This window comes from Sorangium sp. So ce117, assembly GCF_051524395.1.
In the GTDB taxonomy this organism is placed as follows: Bacteria; Myxococcota_A; Polyangia; order Polyangiales; family Polyangiaceae; genus Sorangium; species Sorangium cellulosum_B.
Genome location: NZ_CP150309.1, coordinates 12990823 through 13015671, shown reverse-complemented (window position 1 = coordinate 13015671; position 24849 = coordinate 12990823). Strand labels below are relative to the sequence as shown.

The window sequence follows — 24849 nt, the reverse complement described above, 5'->3', positions numbered from 1 at the left end:
GCGCAGGTGACTCCTTTGTTGCCTGTCGTGTCATGCTCTTGGGAGACCTCGTGATCGATTGTCAGCGGAATTCGCAGGGCGGCGAGGGCCGGGGCGCGCCGGCGCCGCGCGGGCCGGCGGGGCCTCTGCGCCGCGATCTAGGGAACGCGCGACGACGTCGGACGACGGGGTCGCTTTCGCGTGGGCGGAGGGCACGGCAGCGTCCCCCACCGGCTCAAGAAGCCCCCAGCTCACGCTCGATGGCAGCGGCCTGCTCCTGCAGAGCCTCCGCCTCGCCGAGGTGGCCGCTCAGCCGGTGCAGCTTCGCGAACTCCCCGAGGAGCCTCGCCTCCTCGCGCCGGTTCCCGATCTGCCGCTCGACCGTGATCGCGCGCGAGTAGAGCGTCCGGGCGGCGTCGTACCGGCCCTGGACGGCGTAGGCCATCCCGAGGCTCGCGAGCGTGAGCCCCTCGGTCGGCAGGTTGCCCGCCTCGCGCGCGGCGCGCAGCCCCTCTTCCCAGTAGGTGCGCGCGTCGTCCGGCTGCTGCATCGCCCAGTGCGTACGGCCCAGGCCGAGGAAGCCGAGCGACTCGGACCCGCGATCGCCGAGCTTCTGGGCGTCGGTGAGCACGCGGATGTGCTCCTGCCGCGCCTCCTGGTACCGCCCCCTCGCCTCGAGAACGTCGCGGGCGAACTCGTAGCGCACGACGACGCTCTCGGGCGTCGGCTCCGGCGAGAGCTTGAAGTAGACGCGGTAGAGGCGGGTCGCCTCCTCGTGGGCGTAGCGCGCCGCTGCCTTGCGGGCGCCCGCGAGGAAGTAGCGGCGCGCGTGGTCCACCTTGCCCGCGCGGCGCCAGTGGCGGCCGAGCGCGACGAGCTGGTCCTCGAGGTCATCGCCGTAGAGGCTCTCGATCGCCTCGGCCGCGAGCCGGTGGAGCTCCTGGAGCCGCGCGCGGGACTGCATCTCGTAGGCCGCGTTGCGGAGGAGCGCGTTGCTGAACTGGAAGCGCCGCTCCGTCATCTGCGACCAGATGCACTGCGCCTCGCCGATGCGCACGTGCTCCTCGAGCACGGAGGCGTCGGGGAGCATCAGCGCGAGCACCCGCAGGTCGAACTCGCGCCCGAGGACGGCTGCGGCGACGATCGTCTGCTTCACCTTCGCGTCGAGCCGGTCGAGGCGCGAGATGAGCAGGCTGTTCACGTTCTTCGGCGGCATGAACGTGTTCGAGATCGAGATGGAGCTCGAGCTCGAGCCGTAGCGCCCGTCCTCGAGCCAGTAGGCGAGGATCTCCTGCGCGAAGAACGGGTTGCCGCCGGCCGTCTCGCAGAGGAGCGTCGCGAGCATGTCCGGCATCGGGCCGCCGAAGAACGGGACCGCGAGCGCGAGGAGCTGCTCGCGCGGCAGCGGCTTCAGCTCGATCACGTTCTCGGAGATGCCCGGGTCGAGCGGGATGCGGACGGGGGTGCCGTCGTCCTTGCGCCGCGTCGTACAGATGATCGCGATGGGCAGCCCCCGGCAGGCGCGCGCGATCACGCGCACCGCCTCGAGCGAGTCCTCGTCGGCCCAGTGCGCGTCCTCGAGGTGCAGGATCACCGGCTGGAGCGACGCCTCGGCGAGGAAGACGAAGCTCAGCGCCGAGAGCGTGCTCGTGTACCGGAGCTTCGGGTGCAGGCGCTCGTACGGCGAGTCCTCCCACCGGATGCCGATGAGCGCCGCGAACACCGAGCGCGCGCGATCGAGCTCGCGCTTCAGCGCGGCCTGGCTCTCGGGCAGGCGCTCGAGGAGGTACTCGAACGCGTCGTCGAAGTTCGTGAGCTTCTCTTCCTTGCCGAGCGCGGAGGACTCCCAGAAGTACTCCTTCAGCGCGAACTCGAACGCGTTCAGCGAGCTCTGGAGCGTCTGGTCGCAGCGCGCGTCGATCCACAGGAAGGGCCGGTCGCTCTGGTGCTCCTCGCACCGGTGGCGGAAGCGCTGCACGAGGTAGCTCTTCCCGAGCCCCGGCTCGCCGTCGATGTACGTGATCCCGGCCGGCTTGCCCTCGAAGATCGGCCCGACGTAGCGCACGAGCTGCTCGATCTCCGCCTCGCGGCCGATGAGGCCGAGGTCGTAGAACTCCTTCTGGACCGAGATGCGGCGGCGCTCCAGCGAGTAGACGAGGATGGGCAGATCGAAGCCCTTGAACCGGAAGATGTTCTCCGTCGTCCACTGGTAGCTCGTCTCACCGGCGCGGAAGACCTGCTCGTCGGCCCAGATCGCCGACCAGGGGGCCTTCGCGACGAGGCGCGCGGCGAGGTTCGTCGCGCGGCCGATGCACGCGAACTCGTGGCGCTCGGTGCCGCCGTTGAAGCCGGCGTACCGGACGTCGCGCGTGATCCCCGCGCGGAGGCGCATCTGCCGGAGGCCGCGCTTCTTCAGCTCCAGCGCGAAGTCGAGCGCGCGATCGTTGTCGTTCTCGTGGGTGATCGGGGCGCCGAAGTGGATCAGCGCGGCGATGCCGAGATCGCCCGCGTCGATGCCCGTGAAGGTGCCGCCGTACAGCTCGGAGAGCTCGTGCAGGAGGCGCGTGAGCTCCGCGAAGCTCGGGATCTGCTCGAACGAGAGGAAGACGCTCGTGACGTTGCGGAACTCGCCCTCCGGGGGCATGTCCGCGACGCCCCTCGCCACGAACGCGGTGCCCTCGCCGCGCGGCGGGTTCCTCGGGACCTGCGGCATCCTGGGCGCCGGCACGTCGCCGAGCTTGTAGACGCCCTCGCCGTGGTACTTCGCGCTCGCGGGCGGGATGCGATCGCAGAGCGCGCGGTCGAGGAGGATGTCGCCCTTCAGCGCCTGCCGCTCGATCGCGACGCACGCGGCGAGCGCCTGCCCGTGGAAGTGGTAGTACGCGCGCTCCGGGGAGATGCGGACGATGCCCCACTCGACCGAGCCCCAAGCGAGCCCCATCCGGAACGAGAACGGGAAGCTGCCGAAGGGCGTGTCGCGCTCGGGGTGCTCCGCGAACAGGTCGCGCATCGCGAGCGCCGCGCCGAGCACGTACTCCGCGACCTTGCGGTCCGGCGTGTCCTGGAACAGCGCCGTGAACGCGTCGCCCGCGAAGTTCGTGATGAAGCCCCCGGCGTGGTGGACCGCGGCGATGAGCGGGTCGAAGTAGTACCGGAGCGTGCCGGCGAGCGTCTCCGCGCCCGCGCGGCCGTGCTGCATCAGCTTCTCCGTGAGCTCGGTGAAGCCGGGGATGTCGATCATCAGCACCGCCCCCGTGAAGCTGCCCTCGGTGTTGCCGAGAGCGTCTTGCTGGATGATGAAGTCGGGGACGAGCGGGTTCATTTCCTTGCTCCTCAGCAACGGATCCCGCTTGGAATCGGCCTGGGAAGCGCGTCTGCGGGACGCAGAGCCTGGAGTCTACTGCCGGCGGGAACGGATGAATACGGGGATCTTCGATCGATCGTTCGGTCGGTCAGCGCAGCCTGGGTTCGCCGCTGGATTTGATGTTCGCCGCGCTGCACGGACCGAGCGCACGCGTGTCCCTCCGCGTGTTCGCGCGCGCGTTCGTGCGCGTACATTTGCGCATGTTCCGGAGAATGCGGCACATCGTCTCCTTCACCGTCACCGTGCGCACTGCGCGGGGGGTGCCCGCCGACGGAAAGCCTGGAACAAGGTGCCTCCACGTCGGCGAAGTCATCCGCCCAGAGCGGCCGCGCGGTGAAGACAGACGGGGAGACGACGATGTGGTGTGTGGGGCGCTGGAGGGTCATCGTTCGATCTGGATATCCAGCGGCCGAGGAGAAGGAGGCGGGGGCGGGGACGGCGCGTCTGGAGCGGGCGCGGGCCTGACGGCCGGCCGGCCGGAGTACGGGCGAGGCGCCGGGGCGGCCGGGGGCGGCGTGGGCGCGGCAGGCGTGCTCGTCGGCGCCGCGGCCTGCTTCGTGAGCGTGGCGACCAGGCGCACGGACTGATCGGAGGGGCCCTGGACGATCGAGTACGGCTCGTACCCCTCGTGGCGCACGGTCAACCGGCGCGGGTTGGCGCGCACGGAGCTGTTCGACAGCGACAGCTGGAGCGGCGTGTTCCCGAGCGGCTTGCCGTCTTCCAGCACCTCGGCGCCGGACGGCATGGACTCGACCATCAGCACGAACGACCCGACGTCGGCGGGCGGCGGCGCGGCCTGCGGCCTCTCCGGTTGCGCAGCGGCCGGCGCCGGCGGCGGCTCGCTGGAGCGCATCTGCGACATCGCGACCCCGATGCCCGCGACGGCCAGGACACCCACCGCGACGAGCACGATGCCCTTTCGGCCCTGCGGCGCGGCGTCGGCGGGGCGCGAGGCGGCGCCGAGCGAGGCGTCGTCCACCTGCGAGGTCGTGGCGCCGGACGTCGACGTGGGCGACGACGAGCTGGCGGGGATCGCCGTCATCACGCGCACGGGCGGCATCGGCGTCGGCATCCTGCCGGTGCCGGTGGAGTCCATGGTCACGAGGCCCGTCGAGCCGAACGCCGGGGACAGGCCCATCGCCTGCGCGCACTCGCCGAGCCCGCGGATGAGGGCCTCCATGTTGGTCGGTCGGCCGTCCGGATCCTTCGACAGGCAGCGCAGCACGAACGCCTCGAGCGGCTCGGGCACGTCGGCCTCGGGGTTGCGCTCCTTCATCCGCGGGACGGGCTGCTGGAGGTGGGCGATCAGGATCTGGACCGAGTTCTGCGCCTCGAACGGGACCTTACCGCAGAGCATCTGATAGAGGATCACGCCCAGCGAGTACACGTCCGTCCGCAGATCGACCTTGCCGTGCGAGATCTGCTCCGGCGACATGAAGCGCGGGGAGCCGAGGAACGAGCCCTGCTGCGTGAGCTCCTCCGAGTCGTCCGCGAGCACCTTCACGAGGCCGAAATCGAGGATCTTGACGAGCTCTCCGGTGTCCTCGCCGGGGACGAGCATGACGTTCGACGGCTTCAGATCGCGGTGCACCACGCCGTGCTTGTGCGCCTCGCGCAGCCCGCGGGCGATCTGCCGGGCGATGCCCATCGAGTCGGGCGCCGAGAGGCGGCCGGCCTTGCGCAGCCGCCGGAAGAGCGTCTCGCCCTCGAGGAACTCCATGGCCATGAAGTACCGCTCGGGCTCCATGTTCTCGACTCGGCCGTAGTCGAAGACCGTGACGATGTTCGGATGCTGGAGCCTGGCGAGGATGCTCGCCTCGAGGAAGAAGCGCTTATGAAAGTTGGGGTCGATCTGATTCGATGAGTTCGTGGGCGTCAGGACCTTGATCGCGACCTGCCGCTCGAGGGCGATCTGCTCGCCGCGATAGATGACGCCCATGCCGCCCGTCGCGAGGAGGGAGTGGATCTTGAACTTTTGATTCAAGACCTTTCCCAGCAGCGGATCGGACTCACCGCTGGCCGAGGCACCGTCCGAAAGCTTCTCCGCCGTGCTCATGGCCTCTGTCTCTTTCCCCTTCCCATCCCGCTGGCCCCCACTGCTGGCAGTCGGGGAAAGCGTACCCCGAGCCCGTCACGCGCTGCCCAACGCTCGACTTACGTTCGAATTACGTACTGGTTTACGTACTGGCTTACGTGCTGGTCAACGTTCAGGTCGACGTACCGCCTCACGTTCCGGCTTACGCTTCGTCTCACGTTTCGTCTTACGTTTCGCCTTACGTTCGGATGCAAATTCTGGTACCCGCCCCGCTGCGGAACCTCTCGCGCTCGTCGGGTTGGTTTTCGGACCGGCTGCGGCACGTTTGAGCTCAGCCTACCGTAAGCCGCGAGCCGATCCAACCCAGCTGCTGAAGATGACATGGGTTGGCTACCCAACCACACGCTGTGGGCGTGCCCCCCCAGCCGGGACGCTCGCTCCCTGAACGAGCTTGCTGCATGGGCGGATGTACCCGTACTCTGACCGGGTCCCCGATGCCGCCGCAGCACTTCATCCGATGCCAGGCGTGCGGGTTGCCGCACCCGTCGGACACCGAGAGGTGCCCGGTGCACGGCACGGCGCTCACGCCGAGCGTCGCCCCGCCCTCCTCGACGCGGGTACCGCCGACGAGCAGGGGCGAGTCGGGGTGGCCGGTAGACGGGCCGCTGCCGCCCGATATCGATCCCGATCAGCCGCGGCCGACGAAGGAAGCGCCGCTCGTCGGCCGCCTGCTGCACGACCGCTACCGCATCCTCGGCGTCATCGCCAAGGGCGGGATGGGGATGGTCTACGACGCGATCCACATCGGCCTGCGGCGCCGGGTGGCGATCAAGACGCTCCGCGGCCAGTACGCTCAGAGCAAGACGGCCATCGCGCGCTTCCACAACGAGGCCGCCGTCGCCGGCCGCTTCGGCCATCCGAACATCGTCGAGGTCTACGATCTGGGCGTGCTCGACGACGGCACGCCCTACCTCGTGATGGAGCGCCTCGAGGGCGAGACCATCACCGAGCGGCTCGCGCGCGAGCGCCCCATGCCCATTCCCGTCGTGCTGGACGTGGCCGTCCAGGTGCTCAGCGCGCTGGTCGTCACGCACACCGAGGGCATCCTCCACCGCGATCTCAAGCCGGACAACATCTGTCTCGTCGGCGGCGACCGCGGCCCGCTCACGGTGAAGGTGCTCGATTTCGGCGTCGCCGAGGCGTTCAACACGGGGGTGGCGCCGTCGATCCTCGTCTCGATGGCCGCCGCGGGGAGCCACGCGATCGCCGGCACGCCCGCGTTCATGGCCCCGGAGCAGGCGCAGGGCGTCCGCGATCTCGACGCGCGCGCGGACCTCTACTCGGTGGGCATGCTGCTCTACGTGATGCTCACCGGGCAGCTGCCGTTCAAGGCGCCGACGGCCGCCGCCCTGCTCGCCGAGATCCAGCGCGTGAAGCCGATCCGCCCGCGCATGCTGCGGCCCGAGGTGCCCCACTCGCTCGACGTCGCGACGATGCGCGCGCTCGCGCTCGACCGCGAGGAGCGCTTCCCGAGCGCGGCCTCGATGATGGACGCCCTCGAGCAGGTGCAGATCGAGGCGGCGATCGGCGGCAACGCGCCGGTCGAGCCGGAGAAGGAGCCGGCCGATCCGGACTCCGAGAAGGTGGAATACTTCTACCGGAAGAGCGTGCTCCCGCCGCCCATGGAAGAATGAACGGGGCGTGAGCGGCACATTGAAGATGCGCGCCGTCGTCATCCGCGAGCCGGGCGGGCCGGAGGTCCTCGAGGTGCGCGAGGTCGATGCGCCCGAGGTGCCCGACGGGCACGTGCGCGTCGCCGTCCGCTTCGCCGGGGTGAACCGCGCCGATCTGCTCCAGCGGCTGGGCTTTTACCCGGCGCCGCCCGGCGCCCCGCAGGACGTGCCGGGGCTCGAGTACTCCGGCGTGGTCGAGGCCACGGGGAAGGGCGCGCGCCGCTTCGCGCCGGGTGATCGCGTCTTCGGCCTCCTCCCGGGCGGCGCCTACGCCGAGCGGGTCGTCGCGCACGAGCGCGAGGTCGCGCCGGTGCCGGACGGGCTCACGGACGAGGAGGCGGCGGCGGTCCCCGAGGCGTTCGTCACCGCCTACGACGCGCTCGTGACGCGCGCCCGGCTCGCGCCCGGCGAGCGCGCGCTCGTGCACGCGGTCGGCAGCGGCGTGGGCACGGCCGGCCTCCAGATCGCCCGCGCGCTCGGGTGCTTCGTCGTCGGGACGTCGCGCACGCAGGACAAGCTGGATCGCTGCCGCGAGCTCGGGCTGCACGCCGGGATCGCGACGTCGGGCGCGACGTTCGCGGGCGAGGTGCTGAAGGCGACCGGAGGCGCGGGGGTCGACGTGGTCCTCGAGCTCGTCGGAGGCGCGTACGTCGGCGAGGACATCAAGGCGTGCGCGCCGAGGGCCCGGATCGCGCTCGTCGGGCTGACGGCCGGCGCGTCCACGGAACTCGACCTGCGCGAGATCCTGCGGAAGCGCATCGAGCTCTTCGGCACCGTGCTCCGCTCGCGCCCGCTCGAGGAGAAGATCGCGGCGGCGCAGGTGCTCGAGCGGAACATCTCCCCCTGGCTCGCGAGCCGCGCGGTGCGGCCGGTCGTGGACCGGGTCTTCCCGATCGGCGATGCCGCCGCGGCGCATATTTACGTCGCCAGCAACGCGTCGTTCGGGAAGGTGCTGCTCCAGCTCGGCGGGTGAGCGAGCGCCGCGGTCAGGCGCCGCGGCCGGTGAGCCGCGCGAGCGCGCCGGCCTCCGCGTCGTGCGCCTCGGCCTCGTCAGCCGGCGTCCACGACATGTCGACCTCGAGGCGGTACGAGCCCTCGAACGCGTGCGGCGGCGAGCCGCCCCACTCCTCGGGCGAGAGCATCGAGAGGTAAGGGACGCCGTCGCCGCGCCGGTACAGGTGGTAGACGTGGCCGGGCCGCTTCTTGAAGCTGCACGCCGCACGGTGGAGCTCGCCGTCGCGCTGCGCCGCCTCGAGGACCCGCCGCGCCTCCTCCTGGAGCGACCGGATCTGCCGCGCGATCTGCGCGAGCTTGCCGCCGGTGACCGCGCCGAGCAGCGCGTCCGCCTGCTGGATCTCCCGCGCCACGTCGACGAGCTCGTGCGGCGCGGAGAGCCGGCTCAGGGGATAGGGCGAGGTGCGGGAGGGCCCCTCGTGGCGGCCGCCGCCGTGCTTCGTGTAGCCGTCGTCGCTCATGCGGTCCACGTCGTCATGGATCGTCCACGGCCCGGCGTCACGGGTCAGGGCACCCGTCTTCATCCGCGACGCCGTCCTCGTCTTCCTTCTGCGCGGGGCAGCGGTCCTCGTCGTCGAAGACGCCGTCTTCGTCGTTGTCCCCTTCGGGGCACCCGTCGTCGTCCTGGAAGCCGTCGCGGTCCTCCGCGAGCTCGCCGCACTGATCGACGTCGTCCGGAACGCCGTCCTCGTCGGCGTCGTGGACGCGCGGGGTCCAGGCCACCGAGAGGACGGCGCGCAGCGGCGTGGTGCCGACGCCGCCGGCCAGCGCCGTCTCGACGCCGGCCAGGAACGAGACGTCGCCCAGCGCGTAGCGCGCGGCGAGGCCGAGCTCGAGCGCGGCCGCCTCCTGGCTCGAGAACGGCGCGATCGGCGAGAGCGGGAGGTGCCCGTGCGCCTCCAGGAAGAACGTGGCGCGCCCTTCCGGGTCGATGCCCAGGATCTGCGGCCGGAACGAGAGGCCGAGGCCGAAGGGGAGCTCGTGGCCGAACACCGTGGGACACGGATCGTCGCCCGCGGCGGAGACCGGGGTCGCCTGGCACCCGAAGCGGGCCTCGCCGGCGCGGAGCTTGACCCCCGCCGCGAGGTGCGCGCCGAACGCGATCAGGCGGTACTCGGCGAGGAGCCTGAGCTCGTTCGTGACGCCCCCCTCGCCCACGAACGACGCCTCGTCCCCCGTGGGCAGCGTGAAGCGCTCGTGCAGCGCGAGCGCGAGCCCGCCGAGATCGCCGCCGGTGGGCTGCACGAGCGTGAGCTTGCCGACGAGGCCGAGATCGCCGAGCGCCTGCGCCGGGAGCCACGTGTCGCCGAGCACCCGCGTGGCGTCGGACATGGGCGCGTCGCCGGTCTGGTGGAGGACCACGGGCAGCGTGAGCCCCACGAGCAAGCGCCGCGCGATGCCCACGCCGGCCGCGAAATCCGCGCTGACCTGGTGGCGGATGACGTCGAAGCGGACCTCGCCCGAGGCGGGATCGCGGAGCACGACGGGGCGGTAGGCGTACGAGGCCCAGAGGCTCGCGCTCCACTCGCCCGTGTCCGGGGTCGCGGCGGGCTCGAGGTAGACGCCGGCCCCGGGGTCGATCGAGGCGCGGACCCCGCGGAGATCGGCCGACGGCTGCGCGGCCGCGAGCGGGGCCACAGACGCGGCGAGCAGCGAGGACAGGGCGATGGCGCTCGGTCGCATGGCCGGTGGAGACTAGACGAGCGCACGGGAAGCGCACGGGAAAGTGGGCCCCGTCGCGCTCGCGGCCGGCGGCGATCGCGACGGCCGGCGCGGCGCGCCGGCCGCGAGCGCGACGGCCGGCGCCGAGCACGGGGCGAACCACGGCGCGCGGCGCGCGGCGCGCGGCCGGCCCCCGAAACATCGCGTTCCGCCGCGGGTTGTGCGATAGCGGGGGCATGGACTCCATCCGGATCCGGGGCGGGAAGCCGCTCTCTGGCAAGATCCGCATCAGCGGCGCGAAGAACGCCGCGCTGCCGATCCTCTGCGCGACGCTGCTCTCCGACGGGGAGAGCTTGCTCCGCAACGTGCCCGCGCTGCGCGACATCGAGACGACCTCGGCGCTGCTCCGGTTCCTCGGGCGCAACGTCGAGACCGCGCCGCCGCTCGTGAAGGTCGGCGCCGGCGACAACGTGCGGCCCGAGGCGCCTTACGAGCTCGTCAAGCAGATGCGCGCGAGCGTCATGGTCCTCGGCCCGCTGCTGGCGCGCTTCGGCCGCGCCAAGGTGTCGCTCCCCGGCGGCTGCCAGATCGGGACGCGCCCGGTGGATCAGCACCTCAAGGGCCTCGAGGCGCTCGGCGCGACGATCCGGCTGTCGCGCGGCTACATCGTCGCGGAGTGCAAGCGGCTGCGCGGCGCCGAGGTCGTGTTCGATCTGCCGACGGTGACCGGCACCGAGAACCTGATGATGGCCGCGGCGCTCGCGAAGGGGCGGACCACGCTGGTCAACTGCGCGCGCGAGCCCGAGGTCGAGGAGCTCGGCCGGGTGCTCAACAAGATGGGCGCGCGCGTGAGCGGCGCCGGCACGGACGTCATCCACATCGAGGGCGCGGACGAGCTGGAGCCGTTCGACCACGCGATCATCTCCGACCGGATCGAGGCCGGCACGTACATGGTCGCGGCCGCCGCGGCCGGCGGCGACGTGCTGATCGAGAACGCGCCGCTCGAGGACCTCGAGGCGGTCGCGGCCAAGCTCCGCCAGGCGGGCGTCGAGGTGGGCCGCGAGGGCGACTGCGTGCGCGTCCGCCGCGAGGGGCGGCCGCTGCGCGCCGTCGACGTCACGACGGCGCCGCACCCGGGCTTCCCGACCGACATGCAGGCGCAGTTCATGGTCCTGATGTGCCTCGCGCAGGGCACGTCGCGCATCGTCGAGACCATCTTCGAGAACCGCTTCATGCACGTCCCCGAGCTCGCGCGGATGGGGGCGCACATCGACGTGGACGGCCACACGGCGCACGTGCACGGCGGCGCGCCGCTGTCGGGCGCGACCGTGATGGCCACCGATCTGCGCGCGAGCGCGTCGCTCGTCATCGCCGGGCTCGTGGCGACCGAGGGCGAGACCGAGGTGCTGCGCGTCTACCACCTGGATCGCGGCTACGAGTTCATGGAGCGCAAGCTCGCGCAGCTCGGCGCCGACACGGCGCGCGTCGAGGGGCGGGACGGATGACGAAGCCCCTCACCATCGCCGTCCCCAAGGGGCGGATCCTGAAGGACCTCATCCCGCTCGTGCGGCGCGCCGGCCTCGACAGCACGCCCCTCGAGGAGAACGATCGCCGCCTGGTCCGGCCGACGGCGGACGGCGCGTTCCGGTACGTGTTCCTGAAGCCGGACGACGTCCCGACCTACGTCGAGTACGGCGCCGCCGATCTCGGGGTCTCCGGCCGTGACACGCTCCTCGAGCGCCGCCACGATCTCTACACGCCGCTCGATCTCGGCATCGGCCGCTGCCGCCTCGTCGTGGCCGGGCCGGAGGACACGCCGGTGCCCGATCTGCCGCGCGTCGCCACGAAGTACCCGCGGATCGCCGGGGATCACTTCGCGAGCAAGGGCGTGGTGGCCGAGATCATCCCCGTCCACGGCTCGGTGGAGCTCGCGCCGCTCGTCGGGCTCTCCCACCTGATCGTCGATATCGTCGAGACGGGCTCGACGCTGCGCGAGAACCGCCTCGAGGTGCTCGAGACGGTCACCGAGGTGAGCACCCAGCTCATCGCGAACCGCGCGTCCTACAAGCTGCGGAGCGACGTCATCCGCCCGCTGGTCGAGCGCCTGCGGGCCGCGACGGCCGGCGCGGGGCGGTGATCGCCGCGGGGGCGCTCATCGCCGCTCGCTGATCGAGGACAGCCGCCGTCTGGAGACCCAGAGAGAGGAGGCCCAGCTGCTATCGCATCTCGCCGCGCTCCCGGCCGACATCGACACCTGGGTGGGAGGGGGGACCAGCGTCGTCGCGGGCGTGCACCGCGAGCAGCCCGCGGCCCTTCGCTTCGACGCGCTCGCGCAGGCCGAGGTCGGGCTCCGGCTCGCGAGCGGCTCGCTGTACTTCCGGCTCGATCTCGACGTGCAGGCCACCACGGCGCCGCTCGGGCTGCCGGCGTTCGGGCTGCCGGCGTTCGTCTACCCCACGTGGTCCTTGCCGACGCCGGGGATCAAGATCGGCCCGCCCGAGTGGGCGATGCTCCAGATTGGCCGCGAGGATCACCACCTCCGGCTGGGCATCATCACGCACCCGATTGGCCTCGAGGACTGGGACGGCTGGATCAACTATTTCCCGACGACCTCGACCATGATCAGCACCGTCCCGGGTCGGATGCTCGGCGTCGAGCCCGGGCTCGTCCTCGGCGAGGGATACGAGATCAACCTCTTCGGCGGCTTCGATCTCGACGTCGACGCGCCGACGTTCGGCGCCGGTCTCACCACGATGCAGCCGCTCTGGTCGACCTGGTCGGGCGTCGCGCTGTATCCGTCGATCGATTTCTACTCGGCGGTCGTCGCCCTGGAGCTCTACCCGGCCGAGGCGCTGTCCGTGTCGATCGACGGCAGCGTCGGGCTGGTCGGCGCGGCGGACGAGGCGGGAGCGATCGCGCTGAATCCCTGGGTGGGAGGCGAGATCATCGCCAATGTCCTCCCGAAGGTGGCAATCCATCCGGTCTTTCGAGTCCAGGCTCTCCACGAATCGGAAGGCGCCCTCTCTGCCTATCTGTTCGCGCCTCAGCCGAGCGTCTCCGCGAGCGCCGGGCTCACCTACTCGCCGTTCGATGAGCTCAAGCTCAGCCTCGAGGGCAAGGTCTCCAGGGTCGAGGACGACATCCTGCCCGGCGTGTTCGCCCTCGTGGCGCTCCGCCGGCCTGAGCCGCCGCCCTACGCCGCCAAGTGAGGCGACGGAAGCGGCGCCGCGCTGCCGCACTTTTCCATGGAGGGGTGAGCCGGCGCGAAACACTCGAAACGTAACGTGCCGGAGCGTAACAAAACGTAACACGTAACTCACACGCGCCCGCGCGGGCGCGCACACGGACGTCCGTCGACCCTGTTTTTCGAGTCTCGCGTGGGCGCGGCCTTGTGATAGGGTGGCGGCCCCTCTCATGAAAATCCACGAGTATCAAGGCAAGCAGCTCTTCGCTCGCTACGGAGTGCCGGTACCGAAAGGGGAGCCCGCTTTCCAGGCGAGTGAGGTGGCGCCGATCGCCGATCGGCTGATCGCCCAGACAGGCAACCCGGTCGTCGTCGTGAAGGCGCAGATCCACGCGGGCGGCCGCGGCAAGGGCGGCGGCGTCAAGGTCGCGAAGGGTGGCAGCGCGGAGGCGAACGCGCTCGCCGAGAAGATCCTCGGCATGCAGCTCGTCACCAATCAGACGGGCCCCGAGGGGCAGAAGGTCCGGCGGCTCTACATCGAGCAGGGCCTCGACATCGCGCGCGAGCTCTACTTCGCGATGCTCGTCGATCGCGAGCGCCGCCGCGTCGCGGTGATCGCCTCGACCGAGGGCGGCATGGACATCGAGGAGGTGGCCCACAGCACGCCGGAGAAGATCTACAAGCTCTTCATCGATCCGGTGCTCGGCCTCGCCCCGTACCAGGGGCGGCAGCTCGCGATCGCGCTCGGGCTCACCGCGAAGGAGACGCAGCGCCAGTTCCTGAAGCTCGTGGGCTCGCTCTATGCGTGCTTCACCGCGGAGGACTGCTCGCTGCTCGAGATCAACCCGCTCGTCGTGACCGGCGCCGGCGACGTCTTCGCGCTCGACGCGAAGGTGAGCTTCGACGACAACGCCGAGTTCCGGCACGCCGACTGGAACGGGATGCGCGACGTCGACGAGGAGGATCCGGTCGAGCTCCAGGCGAAGCGGGCCGGGCTGTCCTACGTGTCGCTCGACGGCGACATCGGCTGCCTCGTGAACGGCGCCGGGCTCGCGATGGCGACGATGGATATCATCCTCCATTACGGCGGAAAGCCGGCGAACTTCCTGGACGTCGGCGGCGGCGCCTCGCAGGAGCAGGTGAAGACCGCGTTCCAGATCATCCTCCGGAGCGAGCGGGTCCGCGGCATCTTCGTGAACATCTTCGGCGGCATCATGCGCTGCGACGTCGTCGCGGCCGGGGTCATCGCCGCGGCGAAGGAGCTCGGGCTCAAGGTGCCTCTCGTGGTGCGCCTCGAGGGGACGAACGTCGAGGCCGGCCGCAAGCTGCTCGACGAGAGCGGCCTGACCATCCAGTCGGCGAGCTCCATGGCCGACGGCGCGCAGAAGATCGTGGCCGCCACGCGCGGCGGCAAGGCCGGCGCCTAGGGCGCCCGCGTGCACCGAGCCTCGAACCCAGTTGAGCAGCGAGCCAGCGGCGGTGGCCGAGCTCCTGTCCACGTTGAAGGTAGAGTAATCAAGCGATGAGCATCCTCGTCAACAAGGACACGCGGGTCGTCTTCCAGGGCATCACGGGCGCCTACGGGTCGCAGCACGCCCGCGCCTGCATCGAGTACGGGACGAAGGTCGTCGCCGGCGTGACGCCGGGCCGCGGCGGCCAGCGATTCGAAGACAAGGTGCCGATCTTCGACACGGTCGAGCAGGCCGTGCGCAACGAGGGCGCCGATGTCTCGTGCATCTTCGTGCCGCCGGTCGGCGCGGCGGACGCGATCACCGAGGCCATCGATGCGGGCTGCAAGCTCGTCATCTGCATCACCGACGGCGTGCCGGTGCTCGACATGATCCGCGTCCGTCGCTTCCTCGAGGGGAAGCCGGCGCGGCTCATCGGGCCGAACTGTCCCGGCGTGATCACCCCGGGAGAGTGCAAGATCGGGATCATGCCGGGCCACATCCACAAGAAGGGCCACATCGGCGTCCTCTCCCGCTCGGGCACGCTGACCTACGAGGCGGTCGGCCAGCTGAGCGCCCTCGGCATCGGGCAGTCGAGCTGCGTGGGCATCGGCGGCGATCCGGTCGGCGGCATGGACTTCATCGACGTGCTCGAGCTCTTCAACCAGGATCCCGACACCCACGGCGTGGTGCTGATCGGCGAGATCGGTGGGACGGCCGAGCAGCGCGCGGCGGCGTGGATCAAGAAGAACATGAAGAAGCCGGTGGCGGCGTTCATCGCCGGCCGCGCGGCGCCTCCGGGCAAGCGCATGGGCCACGCTGGCGCGATCATCGCGGGCGGCGAGGGCACGGCGGCCGAGAAGATCGCGGCGCTCGAGGCGGCGGGGGCCAAGGTGGCCGCCACGCCGGCCGAGATGGGCATCGCGATGCAGGCCGCGATGGCGGCGGCGCGCTGATCTGATTGCCCGAGAGGGCGCCGAGCGTGCGGCGGCCTTGCTGCGCGCAATGTTCCGAATTGCCCGGCCCGGTGCGAGGGTGCTCGTTGGGCGGGGTGGGGGCCCCGCCGAACTCGCCCGAGGCATCTCTCCTCCGGCGAAGCCGGAGGAGAGATGCCTCGGGCTCAGACATCGGCCCATCCCCCACCCCGCCCAACGAGCACCCTCGCACCGGGCCTACCGCTGTCCCTTTTTAAACCACCTCAGACATCGGCCCATCCCCCACCCCGCCCAACGAGCACCCTCGCACCGGGCCTACCGCTGTCCCTTTTTAACCCACCTCGGACATCGGCCCATCCCCCACCCCGCCCAACGAGCACCCTCGCACCGGGCCTACCGCTGTCCCTTTTAAACCACCTCGGACATCGGCCCATCCCCCACCCCGCCCAACGAGCACCCTCGCACCGGGCCTACTGCTGTCCCTTTTTAAACCACCTCGGACATCGGCCCATCCCCCACCCCGCCCAACGAGCACCCTCGCACCGGGCCTACCGCTGTCCGCCTACCGCTGTCCCTTTTTAACCTACCTCGGACATCGGCCCATCCTCCGGGACTACCGCTGTCGTTGGTGACGCACCTCGAATATCGGCGCACGCCCACCGACCGATAAGCACCCTCGGTAGGAGGCGACGGAGGTCGCGTGAACATGCGCTCTTCAACCGCTTCTCAACGCAAGCAGCGGTTTTCCTGCGCAGCGTCGATCACGCCCCCAGCGATATCGTCCGCCGCTCGGCGGCGCTCTTCATCGCGGCCTCGATGACGCGGATCACGTCGCGCGCCTCCTCGGCGCGCACCGGCGGCGGGGCGCCGTCGAGGATCGCCGCCGCGATGCCCTCGTAATAGGCCTCGTAGGCGCCGGGCAGGCTCTCGATGACGCGGCGCTCGCCGCTCGCCGTGACGAGCGTGCCGAACCAGCGCGGGTCCTCCCGCCCCCACTCCGGCACGCCCGGACGCGCGCCCGCCTTGAGGGCGTCCTCCTGGCCGTCGATCCCGTACTTGAGGAAGCTCCCGCCGTCGCCATGGACCGCGAAGCGCGGCCCCGGCTCGGGCACCAGCGTCGAGGAGCGCACGATCACCCGGCGCTTGCCGTAGTCGAGCGTCAGGTGGAAATAGTCCACCGTGCGCGCCCCGGCTCGCTGCGCGAGGACGTCGGCGGTCACCGCGCGCGGCAGGCCGAAGAGCACGAGCGCCTGGTCGATCAGGTGCGCGCCCAGGTCGTACAGGATCCCCGATCCCGGCTCCTCCTGCTCTCGCCAACCCTGCTTGATGGCGGGGCGGAAGCGATCGAAGTGCGCCTCGTACGAGGCCACCTCGCCGAGCAGACCCTGCTCGATGCAGCTGCGCACGGTGCGGAAGTCCGCGTCCCAGCGGCGGTTCTGGAAGACCGAGAGGAGCCGGCCCCGGCGCTCGGCCAGCGCGATGAGCTCGTCGGCCTCGGCGCTCGTGATCGTGAACGGCTTGTCGACGACGACGTGCTTGCCCGCCTCGAGCGCGGCGCGCGCGAGCGGGAAGTGGGTCTCGTTGGGCGAGGCGATGACCACGAGGTCGATCCCCGGCTCGGCGATCAACACCTCGGGCGTCGGATGCACGGCGACGCCCGAGTGGTCGGCCATGACCTGGCCCTCCCGGCGGGTCGCAATGGCGGCGAGGCGTAGCCGAGAGACGGACCGGATCAGCGGGGCGTGGAAAACGGCACCGGCAAGGCCGTAGCCGACGAGGCCGACATAGACGCGCTGGGACATGGCAGGACAGGCTCGTCCGGGACGCTAGCCCGAAGAGGCGCTGGGGGGAAGCCCAGGCGCGAAGACGCCGAGGAGCCTCAGAAGCGCGTTACGGCGGCTGGCGAACCGCCACAGGCATCCGCAACACCACGCACGCTCGCGCCTGGCGTGACGGCGGCTGGCGAACCGCCACGGGCATCCGCAACACCACGCACGCTCGCGCCTGGTGAGCCGCCACAGGCATCCGGCACGCCGCGATCGCGCCTGGCGAGCTGCCACAGGCACCCGCCGCGTTCGCCATCGCGCTCGGCGATATGCCCAGAGCATCCACATCGCTCGTCATCCCACGAGGCACTCCGCACAGGGCTTCTTCGAAGCCTACGAGCTCACGCCGGAGGCACGCGCGAGCGACGATCACGGGCAAAGTGGTCACCGCGCATCCAATGTCGTCGCCCGTGCCCCTCATCGCCGCAACGCGAGGCGGTTCGTGCAGACGCGGCGCGGCGGTTGCGATACCCTCCTGCGCTTGGAGGCTTTGATGCAAGCCAAGAGCATCCTTTCCGTGGTGGCCCTGACCACCTTGATCGCCGGTAGCCCCCTCGCGGCAGGGTGCAAGACCACCGCCGAGGCCAGCGTGACCGAGGAGTCGGTCCAGGCGGTCCCCGTGGCGATCGAAGATCCGTTGACCGAGGAGCACGACGGCGGCTCGGTCGGGTGGGATTTCGCGCCCGACGGCGCCGTGAAGGCGATCGTGAAGGCGCCTGACGGCAAGCCCATCGACAAGGACGTGAGCGGCACGCTCAGCTGGAAAGGGCCGAACGGCGACGCGCAGGCCCCGCTCGCGCTCGACGCGAAGACAGGGCTCCTCGTCGCGACCGGGCCCAAACTCGAGGCCGATCTCACCGAGGTGAAGTACAACATCAGCGTCTCCGGGAAGCCGTGGAATGGCACGCTCCACGTGCCCTCAGGGGGCACGAAGGTCATCGTCGAGGGCGCGAGAAAGGCCGAGAAGAGGCCCATCCCCCCGGGCAAGACGGGCCCGAACGGCGGGGTGATCCAGGTCGTCGGCGACGACACGATCGAGGTCGTCGCGGACAAGGCCTCCGGTCAGGTCAGGGTCTACGTCCTCGACGCGGACCTGAAGCCGGTCCCCGTCGGCGACCGCAAGATCAAGCTCGGCTTCGTGGGACAGGGCTCCGAGCTCGTCGTGCTCACCCCCGGCCCGGGCGGCCTCTACTGCGTCGGCAAGGTCGCGGCGAAGGTCAACCCGGTGAAGCTCACCGTCGTCGTGGCGCACCCGACGCACGCCGACGTGGTGCTCGTCGGCTATCGCCCCGGCGTGCACGTCATCGTCGGCCCGAGCGCGCCGGCCGTGAACGTCGTGGTGGCGACGGCGTGGAACGTGGATGTGAGGGTCAAGACGGCTCCAGGCGTGGTGGTGGTCCACGATGACGACGACGACGATGACGACGGCCGACCGGTCCACATCCACGTTCACGGCAAGCACAAGCACAAGCACAAGCACCACCCCCACCACCGTCACTAGGAGCCCCCTCGCGCGGCGCTGGGCGGCCTACCTCACCGCCGAGGTCGACGCCGCCTCGCTCGCGGTCTTCCGCGCCGGCTATGGCGCCCTGATCGCATGGGAGGTCGTCCGGTACGCCCTCCACGATCGGATCTACCGCTACTACATCGAGCCCGACTTCTTCTTCAGCTTCGTCCCCTTCGTCCGCCCGTGGGGCGGGACTGGGATGTACTGGCACTTCGGCGCCCTCTTCGTCCTCGCGCTGCTCTGCGCCGTCGGGCTCTTCTACCGGGTGAGCGCCGCGCTCCTCTGCGCCGCGCTCACCTATGTCTTCCTCCTCGACAAGGCACAATACCTCAACCACCTCTATCTCCTCTGCCTCCTCGGGCTGCTGCTCGCCGCCGCCCCGGCGCACCGCGCGCTCTCGCTGGATCGCCTCCGCGCGCGGCGCGCCTCGCCCGCAGGGGCGGCGCCCGACGCGCCGGCGGAGACCGTGCCGCGCTTCTATCTCTTCGCCCTGAAGGCCCAGATCGCCATCGTCTACTTCTACGGCGGCGTCGCGAAGCTGAACGGCGACTGGCTCCGGGGGCAGCCGCTCACCATGTGGCTCGCCGCGCACGGCGACGCGCCCCTCGTCGGGCCGCTCCTTGCCTCGCCGACAGCGGGGCTCGCGCTCTCGTATGCGGGGCTCTTCATCGACCTCTCGATGGGCTTCCTGCTCTTCTCCCGGCGCACCTTCCCCTTCGGAGCGGCGCTCGCCGTGGCGTTCAACCTGTCCAACGCCCTCCTGTTCAAGATCGGTATCTTCCCCTACGCGATGATCGCCTCGCTCGCGCTGTTCGGCGATCCCTCGTGGCCGAGGCGGCGCCTGCCCTTCCTGTTCAAGGGCGCGGAGGCCCCCGGCGACGTCGCCCGCGCCCCCTCGCCCGCCGCGCCGCGCCGGAGCGCGCTGCCGCTCGCGCTGCTCCACGGATATCTCCTGTTCCACCTCGTGGTGCCGCTCCGCCACTGGGTCTACCCGGGCGACGTCGCCTGGAACGAGGCCGGACACCGCTTCTCGTGGCGCATGAAGCTGCGCGACAAGAACGTGAGCGAGCTCGGGATTCACGTGCTGGATCCGAGGACCGGCGTGCGCGAGCCGCTCGACGTCGAGGCGTGGCTCACGGACCGCCAGCTCGGGGAGATGTGCGCGCGGCCCGACATGCTCGTCGACTTCGCGCACCACGTGGCCGATCGCTTGCAAAAGGACTCCGGGGTGCGGCCCATCGTCACGGCCAAGGTCGTCGCGTCGCTGAACGGAGGTCCCTTCCGCGACCTCGTCGATCCGACGCTCGATCTCGCGTCGCAGCCGAGTGGGCTCCTCGCGGCCGTGCAGCCACCCGAGCACTAGCCACCAGCACCGCGTCGCCCGAGTGGAATCACCTCGAGTGTCGGTCAGGCGACCGGAGCGCCCCGCCGCGGGCGACTGGCTGTGAGCTCAACCGGCAATCTGGAGCTGGCGCGCCTTCAGCCAGTCCGCTATCAGCGACAGCACCGCGGGATCCAGCGGATCGCCGATGCGCTTGTGCGCACCGAACAACGACGGAGGGCCGGGGTCGCTCCGCAGGATGTGCGTCAGGTTGGCGATCACGTGCCGTTCGACCTCGCCGCGCGCGACCTCCGCGATCCGCTCGACGGCGCCCGGGTCACACTGCACGTCCTTCTCGCCGCCGATGAGCAGCATCGGACACGCGACACGAGAGAAGATCTCGCGCGGCTCGATCGCCATCAGCTCGCGCAGCCATTTCGCCGGGAAGCGCTGGAGACCTAAGCGGATCGTCGCCGAGTCCGACGCCTTGATGCGCTGGATCAGGCGCTTCTGCCGCTCGATCGGACCGCCGCCGAGCCCGAACAGAAAGCGCTGGGCCGCGCCCCAGACCCCGCGCACCTCGGCGAGGTCCTGCTCGATCTGCCGGGCCTGTTGCAGCAGGCTAAGCTCGGCATTGTCGATGAAGGGACACAACAGCAAGAGCCCCGCGACCGCCGGGCGCTCGATCGCGAGCAGCGGCGCGAACACGCACCCCTCGCTGTGCGCGAGCAGGTACCTCCGTGATGGATCGCAGAAATCGTATCCGGGCAGCGCGTCGAAGAACGCGCCCGCGTCGTGCACGAGCTCTCCGCAACCGGTGTTGTAGTAATCACCGGTGCTCTTTCCGCAGCCGCGCTTGTCGTAGCGCACGCTCGCAATGCCGGCGGCCGCGAGGTGACGCGCGATGGTGTTGAACACGTCGAGGCGCTGCCCCGGCATGTTCTCATCGCGGTCGAGCGGCCCGCTGCCGTGGATCATCAGCACCGTGGGGAAACGTCCCGCGCCCGAAGGCACGCAGGCGGTGCCGGCGAGTCGGATCCCGGCGGTCGGAAGCGCCACGTCTCGTTCGAGCACTCTCGCCTCCCTCACCCACCGCCGACCTTAACACCGACCGCGCGAGCCCTTCAAGACGGCGGCGCCGTGGCGCGCGGTGGGTCGCGGCCAAGAACGATTCGACACCACGTCGAGCGCACGCGGCCAGGGCCGCCGCTGCGCGAAGAGCGCTCCGCCGTCGCCCCCGCCCGAGCGGTCTGCGCGCGCCACCTTTCGGGCGCTACGGCGACGCCTGCTTGTCCTCGCAGCGGCCGAGCACGAAGATCCCGCAGACGCGCTCGTTCACCAGGCACTGCTGCCCTTCCGGGCACTGCGACGGATCGAGCACGGCCGGGTCGCACGGCCTCGCGCAGAACGGGGGCGGGCCGCGCGGGGCGTCGTAGGCGCCGTTCCCGTCGCGATCCAGGAAGATGGGGTTCGTGACCGCGTAGGGCGCCACCGGGTACCAGTCGGGGACCGGGGGTGACGCCGTGAAGAACCGGGAGAGCGCCTCGACCTGCGTGAACGCGAGGCTCGCGACACGGGGCAGCTGGAGCTCGCCGAACGACACCGGCAGCGCGACCGGCGTGAGGAGGTTCTCGTCGCGCAGGCCCATCGCCACCACCACGACCCAGCCGTCCGACGGCGGCGCCGGCAACACGAGCCGCTCGTCGACGTCCACGATCGCCGACGGCCCCGAAGGCGGCTCGAGCACCCGGACCAGGCGGCCGCTCACGTAGACCTCGACGCGATCCACGCCGAACCAGCTCGCCGTCTCGATCCGCAGGTCGAGCGGCACCGTGTCGCCCTCGACGCGCGCCACGCCGCCGAACGTCGCGCCGCCCACGCTCGCGCGGACGAATGGCCCGTAGGTCGCGAACGCGCTGCCCGCGCGGAGCGCCCCGGTCGCCTCCGCGAGATCCAGCGCCGCCGGCTGGTCGGTCCGCGAGCGGAAATAGGTGCGCGGGAAGCCCGGCTCCAGCGTGGCGCCGTGGCTGTCGCTGCTCCCCACCTGCGTCGGCGAGAAGCCGTGGTCGAGGTAGCGGAACAGGTCGTCGACCTGGCCCGCGTGGAAGGTGCACGGCCGATCCTCGTCCTCCGGCGGGACCACGCCGCCCTCGCCTCCCAGGCACAGCGCTTCCCCGTCGGCCGCGTTCCTGTCGAAGTCCCAGACGGCGTCCTGCTCCTCGGGCGTCCTCGTCAGGATCCGCTTGGTCACGCTCCAGGCGAGCGCCGAGCGGGCGCGCTGCTGGCACGCCGCGTACCGCTCGCCAGGCTTGCACGCCGGCAGGCCGCCTGGGAGCTCGGCGCACGCCGCGCGGAGCGACGCCTCGTCCGTCGCGGCGTCGATCCGGGACAGGCACCGGTTGAAATCGACGACCTCCTGCACCGTGGGGGTCCGGAGCAGATCGAGCCGCTTCCCGTTGAAGACCTCCATCGCGTCGAAATCGCAGCTGCCCGCCTGGAACAGCGGGTTGCTCGCCTCGAGCGTCGGGATCGACCGGCGCAGCGTGAAGGGATCGACGCCGAGCTGGTCGATGTACCCGATGAACCCGTCGCGCGGGTGAGCGACGATCACGAGCGCGTCCTCGCCCTCCGCCGCCGTGCCGCGCACCCCGTCGATGACGTCCCCGCCCGCGCGGCAGACCCAGTCGAAGACGCCGTGATCCGGCACGTCGAGCTCGTCGTAGCGGAGCGGGAAGCCGATGAAGTGCCCGAGCTCGAGCGTCGAGACCTCGGCGCCGACCGCCGTCTTCAGGTGCGGCTCGAGCCCCAGCTGCCTCACCGCGGGCTCGAGATCCGTGTGCACGTCGTGGTCGGTGGTCACCGCGACGTCGAGCCCCTCGACGACCGCCGAGGTCACCCGCTCCTCGAGCGGCAGGCCGCTGTCGAAGCTCGGGCGCTGGTGCAGGTGCATGTCGATCGACATCCAGCCCGTCGAGTCGACCTCGCGCGGCACGACCGCCTCGATCCGCCGGACCTCCCCGGCGCGCACCTCGAGGTCGGGGACCTCGAACCGGCCGAACTCGGGCCCGCGCGTGGCGAGGACACGGTAGCGCCCGGGCTCGATCTCGACAGCGCCCTCGCCCGTCTCCGATCGCTCGATCTGCCGGACGCCGCTGCCGAGGCGGCCGCGGCCGAGGTAGACCCGCCTCGTGCCGTCGCCCTCGAGCGGCCGCCCCGCGGCGTCGAGCGCGACGAACGTCAGCTTGGCGGGCGCGAGCCGGCCCCCCTCGTCGACCACCCGGTACGCGATCCGCGCGGGGCTCGGCAGCTCCGCCGCCACCGAGACCGTGGCCCCGGCGCCGAGCGCCACGCGGATCGGCGCCGACACGGCGGTGCCCTCGGGGTTCTCGGCGACGAGCAGGTAACCGCCGGGCGCGAGCCGCGCGTGGAAGTCGCCGTCCTCCACCGGATCGAGCCCGAGGTCGGCGTCGATGGAGCTGAGCAGCCCCACGTCCCCCGAGCGCGCGAGGTTCGCCTCGACGAGCGCGTCGACGCTCGCGAAGGCGGCGCCCGGGTCGGGGTCGCGGAAGACGTGGACGCGCGCGTTCGGCACGGGCGCGCCCGTCGACCGCCACCGCACGGCGCCCTCGAGCGCGCCGGTCGGCGTGCCCCGGGCGCCGTACACCACCTCGGCGACGCTCGCGATGTCGCCCTCGCCCACGGCGAAGTAGCGCTCGTAGGTGAACGACCGCTTCCGGTCGCACGCCTCGTCGTCGGAGTCCGCCGCGAGGCAGCTCCGGCCGGCGCTCAGGAAAGCCGTCGCCGCGCTCGTGAAGACGGGGACGTTGACCGTGGAGGGCGGGCCGCCCTCCGGCGCCTTCGTGAAATAGCCGTAGCTGACGTCGCCGCCCGCCGCGGCGACGAAGTCGAAGCTGAGCGGCTGCTGGAACGTATCCCGGCCGGAGAAGAGGGCGTCGAACACCGCCTTCTCCTCGTCGAAGCCCATGCCGGGGCCGAAGATGTCGTTCTGGTTGCCGAAGAAGACGAAATCGCCGGCGACGATCCCGCCCTTCCGCTCGGGATCTCCGTTCCGCTCGTCGCCAAGGATGCCCCTGAAGATGTCCGAGGGTCCGGCGTAGTTGTCGAGCGAGAGCGGCTCGCCGCAGGCGCACGCAGGGCAGCCGTCGTCGCCCGCCGCGAGGCCGTCCTCGCACTCGAGCGCGCACGAGGCGACGCTCGGGCACCCGAGCACCTCGTCCGGCAGGAGGAGCGTCGTGCGGATCGTGACGAACCGCTCGCCCGGGCGCAGGACATAGTCGGTGCGGAAGCGCATCGCCGGCTTGAGGCCGTCGAACAGGAGGCCGAGCAAGTCCTCCTGGGTCTTCAGCACGCCGAGCGCGTGAAAGAGGAAGCCGCCGTCGCCCTCGACCCGGACGATCGCCTCCTGCCCGCCGGAGCCGTCGTTGACGACGAAGACCTCGGTGGCGCCGGGGTCGGGCACGAGCAGGTTGGCGACCGGGAACGACTCGGCGAAGCGGTCGCGGCCCGACGCGCTCGCGAAGCGAGGATCGGGGCGGCGCAGGTCCGCGTCGACAAGCGAGCCGCCGTAGACGCCCGGCCCCGGCGAGTGGCGCGGGCCGAGGATCGCGACCCGGATCTCGTCGTTTTCCAACAGGAAATCGCCGACATCGGCCATCGCCACCGGGCCGCCGACCAGCTCGAACCGGTTCTCGATCGGCTTGGCGCGCAGGAGGTTCGGCTCGTCGCAACCGACCAGGCCAATCAGGCCGACGAGGCCGACGAGGCCGAGGGCGCCGCGCGGCGCGGGCAGGGCGAGGGCGGAGCGGCGTCTTCGCATGGCA

Annotated in this window: 16 protein-coding genes; 9 read left to right on the top strand and 7 right to left on the bottom strand. The window is 71.2% G+C overall.

The window, feature by feature from the left end:
- Positions 1-214: 214 nt before the first annotated feature.
- Together WMF46_RS48960 and WMF46_RS48955 are read right to left on the bottom strand one after the other, a co-directional pair.
- Positions 215-3301, bottom strand: a complete 3087-nt coding sequence (locus tag WMF46_RS48960; protein WP_437983540.1) for an AAA family ATPase — start codon at positions 3299-3301, stop codon at positions 215-217.
- 424 nt (positions 3302-3725) lie between these two features.
- Positions 3726-5399, bottom strand: a complete 1674-nt coding sequence (locus tag WMF46_RS48955; RefSeq protein WP_437983539.1) for a protein kinase domain-containing protein — start codon at positions 5397-5399, stop codon at positions 3726-3728.
- A gap of 512 nt (positions 5400-5911) precedes the next feature.
- Between WMF46_RS48955 and WMF46_RS48950 the strand changes: the two genes are divergently transcribed.
- Positions 5912-7072, top strand: coding sequence for a serine/threonine-protein kinase (locus WMF46_RS48950; protein ID WP_437983538.1), 1161 nt, complete (start codon positions 5912-5914; stop codon positions 7070-7072).
- Between the two features lie 25 nt (positions 7073-7097).
- Complete coding sequence (locus tag WMF46_RS48945; RefSeq protein WP_437988026.1) at positions 7098-8084, top strand: NAD(P)H-quinone oxidoreductase; 987 nt, start codon at positions 7098-7100, stop codon at positions 8082-8084.
- A gap of 13 nt (positions 8085-8097) precedes the next feature.
- Here WMF46_RS48945 and WMF46_RS48940 read toward each other — a convergent pair whose 3' ends face one another.
- A complete protein-coding gene (locus WMF46_RS48940) occupies positions 8098-8649 on the bottom strand; it encodes a DUF2452 domain-containing protein (RefSeq protein WP_437296883.1) in 552 nt (183 codons plus the stop codon).
- A complete protein-coding gene (locus WMF46_RS48935) occupies positions 8624-9808 on the bottom strand; it encodes a hypothetical protein (RefSeq protein ID WP_437983537.1) in 1185 nt (394 codons plus the stop codon). The genes WMF46_RS48940 and WMF46_RS48935 overlap by 26 nt, the downstream gene beginning before the upstream one ends.
- Positions 9809-10023: 215 nt before the next feature.
- Between WMF46_RS48935 and murA the strand changes: the two genes are divergently transcribed.
- The 5 genes from murA to sucD all read left to right on the top strand — a co-directional run bounded on the left by murA (position 10024) and on the right by sucD (position 15375).
- A complete protein-coding gene (murA, locus tag WMF46_RS48930; protein ID WP_012241754.1) occupies positions 10024-11292 on the top strand; it encodes a UDP-N-acetylglucosamine 1-carboxyvinyltransferase in 1269 nt (422 codons plus the stop codon).
- Positions 11289-11924 (top strand): ATP phosphoribosyltransferase, encoded by a 636-nt coding sequence (gene hisG, locus WMF46_RS48925; RefSeq protein ID WP_437548128.1) that lies wholly within the window; start codon positions 11289-11291, stop codon positions 11922-11924. Before murA ends, hisG begins: the two co-directional genes overlap by 4 nt.
- A gap of 121 nt (positions 11925-12045) precedes the next feature.
- On the top strand, positions 12046-12996 hold the full coding sequence (locus WMF46_RS48920) for a hypothetical protein (protein ID WP_437983536.1): 951 nt from the start codon (positions 12046-12048) through the stop codon (positions 12994-12996).
- A gap of 205 nt (positions 12997-13201) precedes the next feature.
- Positions 13202-14398 (top strand): ADP-forming succinate--CoA ligase subunit beta, encoded by a 1197-nt coding sequence (gene sucC, locus WMF46_RS48915; RefSeq protein ID WP_437983535.1) that lies wholly within the window; start codon positions 13202-13204, stop codon positions 14396-14398.
- A 95-nt stretch (positions 14399-14493) separates the two neighbouring features.
- On the top strand, positions 14494-15375 hold the full coding sequence (gene sucD / locus WMF46_RS48910; protein WP_437548122.1) for a succinate--CoA ligase subunit alpha: 882 nt from the start codon (positions 14494-14496) through the stop codon (positions 15373-15375).
- A gap of 740 nt (positions 15376-16115) precedes the next feature.
- On the opposite strand, the gene WMF46_RS48905 is transcribed toward sucD, so the two are convergent.
- Positions 16116-17156 carry an oxidoreductase gene (locus tag WMF46_RS48905; protein WP_437983534.1) on the bottom strand — a complete coding sequence of 347 codons (1041 nt, stop codon included), beginning with the start codon at positions 17154-17156 and terminating at the stop codon, positions 16116-16118.
- Positions 17157-17673: 517 nt separating this feature from the next.
- On the opposite strand from WMF46_RS48905, the gene WMF46_RS48900 reads away from it, so the two are divergent.
- A complete protein-coding gene (locus tag WMF46_RS48900) occupies positions 17674-18681 on the top strand; it encodes a hypothetical protein (protein ID WP_437983533.1) in 1008 nt (335 codons plus the stop codon).
- Complete coding sequence (locus WMF46_RS48895; RefSeq protein WP_437983532.1) at positions 18584-20050, top strand: HTTM domain-containing protein; 1467 nt, start codon at positions 18584-18586, stop codon at positions 20048-20050. Before WMF46_RS48900 ends, WMF46_RS48895 begins: the two co-directional genes overlap by 98 nt.
- A gap of 87 nt (positions 20051-20137) precedes the next feature.
- On the opposite strand, the gene WMF46_RS48890 is transcribed toward WMF46_RS48895, so the two are convergent.
- Together WMF46_RS48890 and WMF46_RS48885 are read right to left on the bottom strand one after the other, a co-directional pair.
- Positions 20138-21082 (bottom strand): alpha/beta hydrolase, encoded by a 945-nt coding sequence (locus WMF46_RS48890; RefSeq protein WP_437983531.1) that lies wholly within the window; start codon positions 21080-21082, stop codon positions 20138-20140.
- A 199-nt stretch (positions 21083-21281) separates the two neighbouring features.
- Positions 21282-24845: a PHP domain-containing protein gene (locus WMF46_RS48885; RefSeq protein ID WP_437983530.1), complete on the bottom strand. Its 3564-nt coding sequence runs from the start codon at positions 24843-24845 to the stop codon at positions 21282-21284.
- Between the last annotated feature and the right edge of the window lie 4 nt (positions 24846-24849).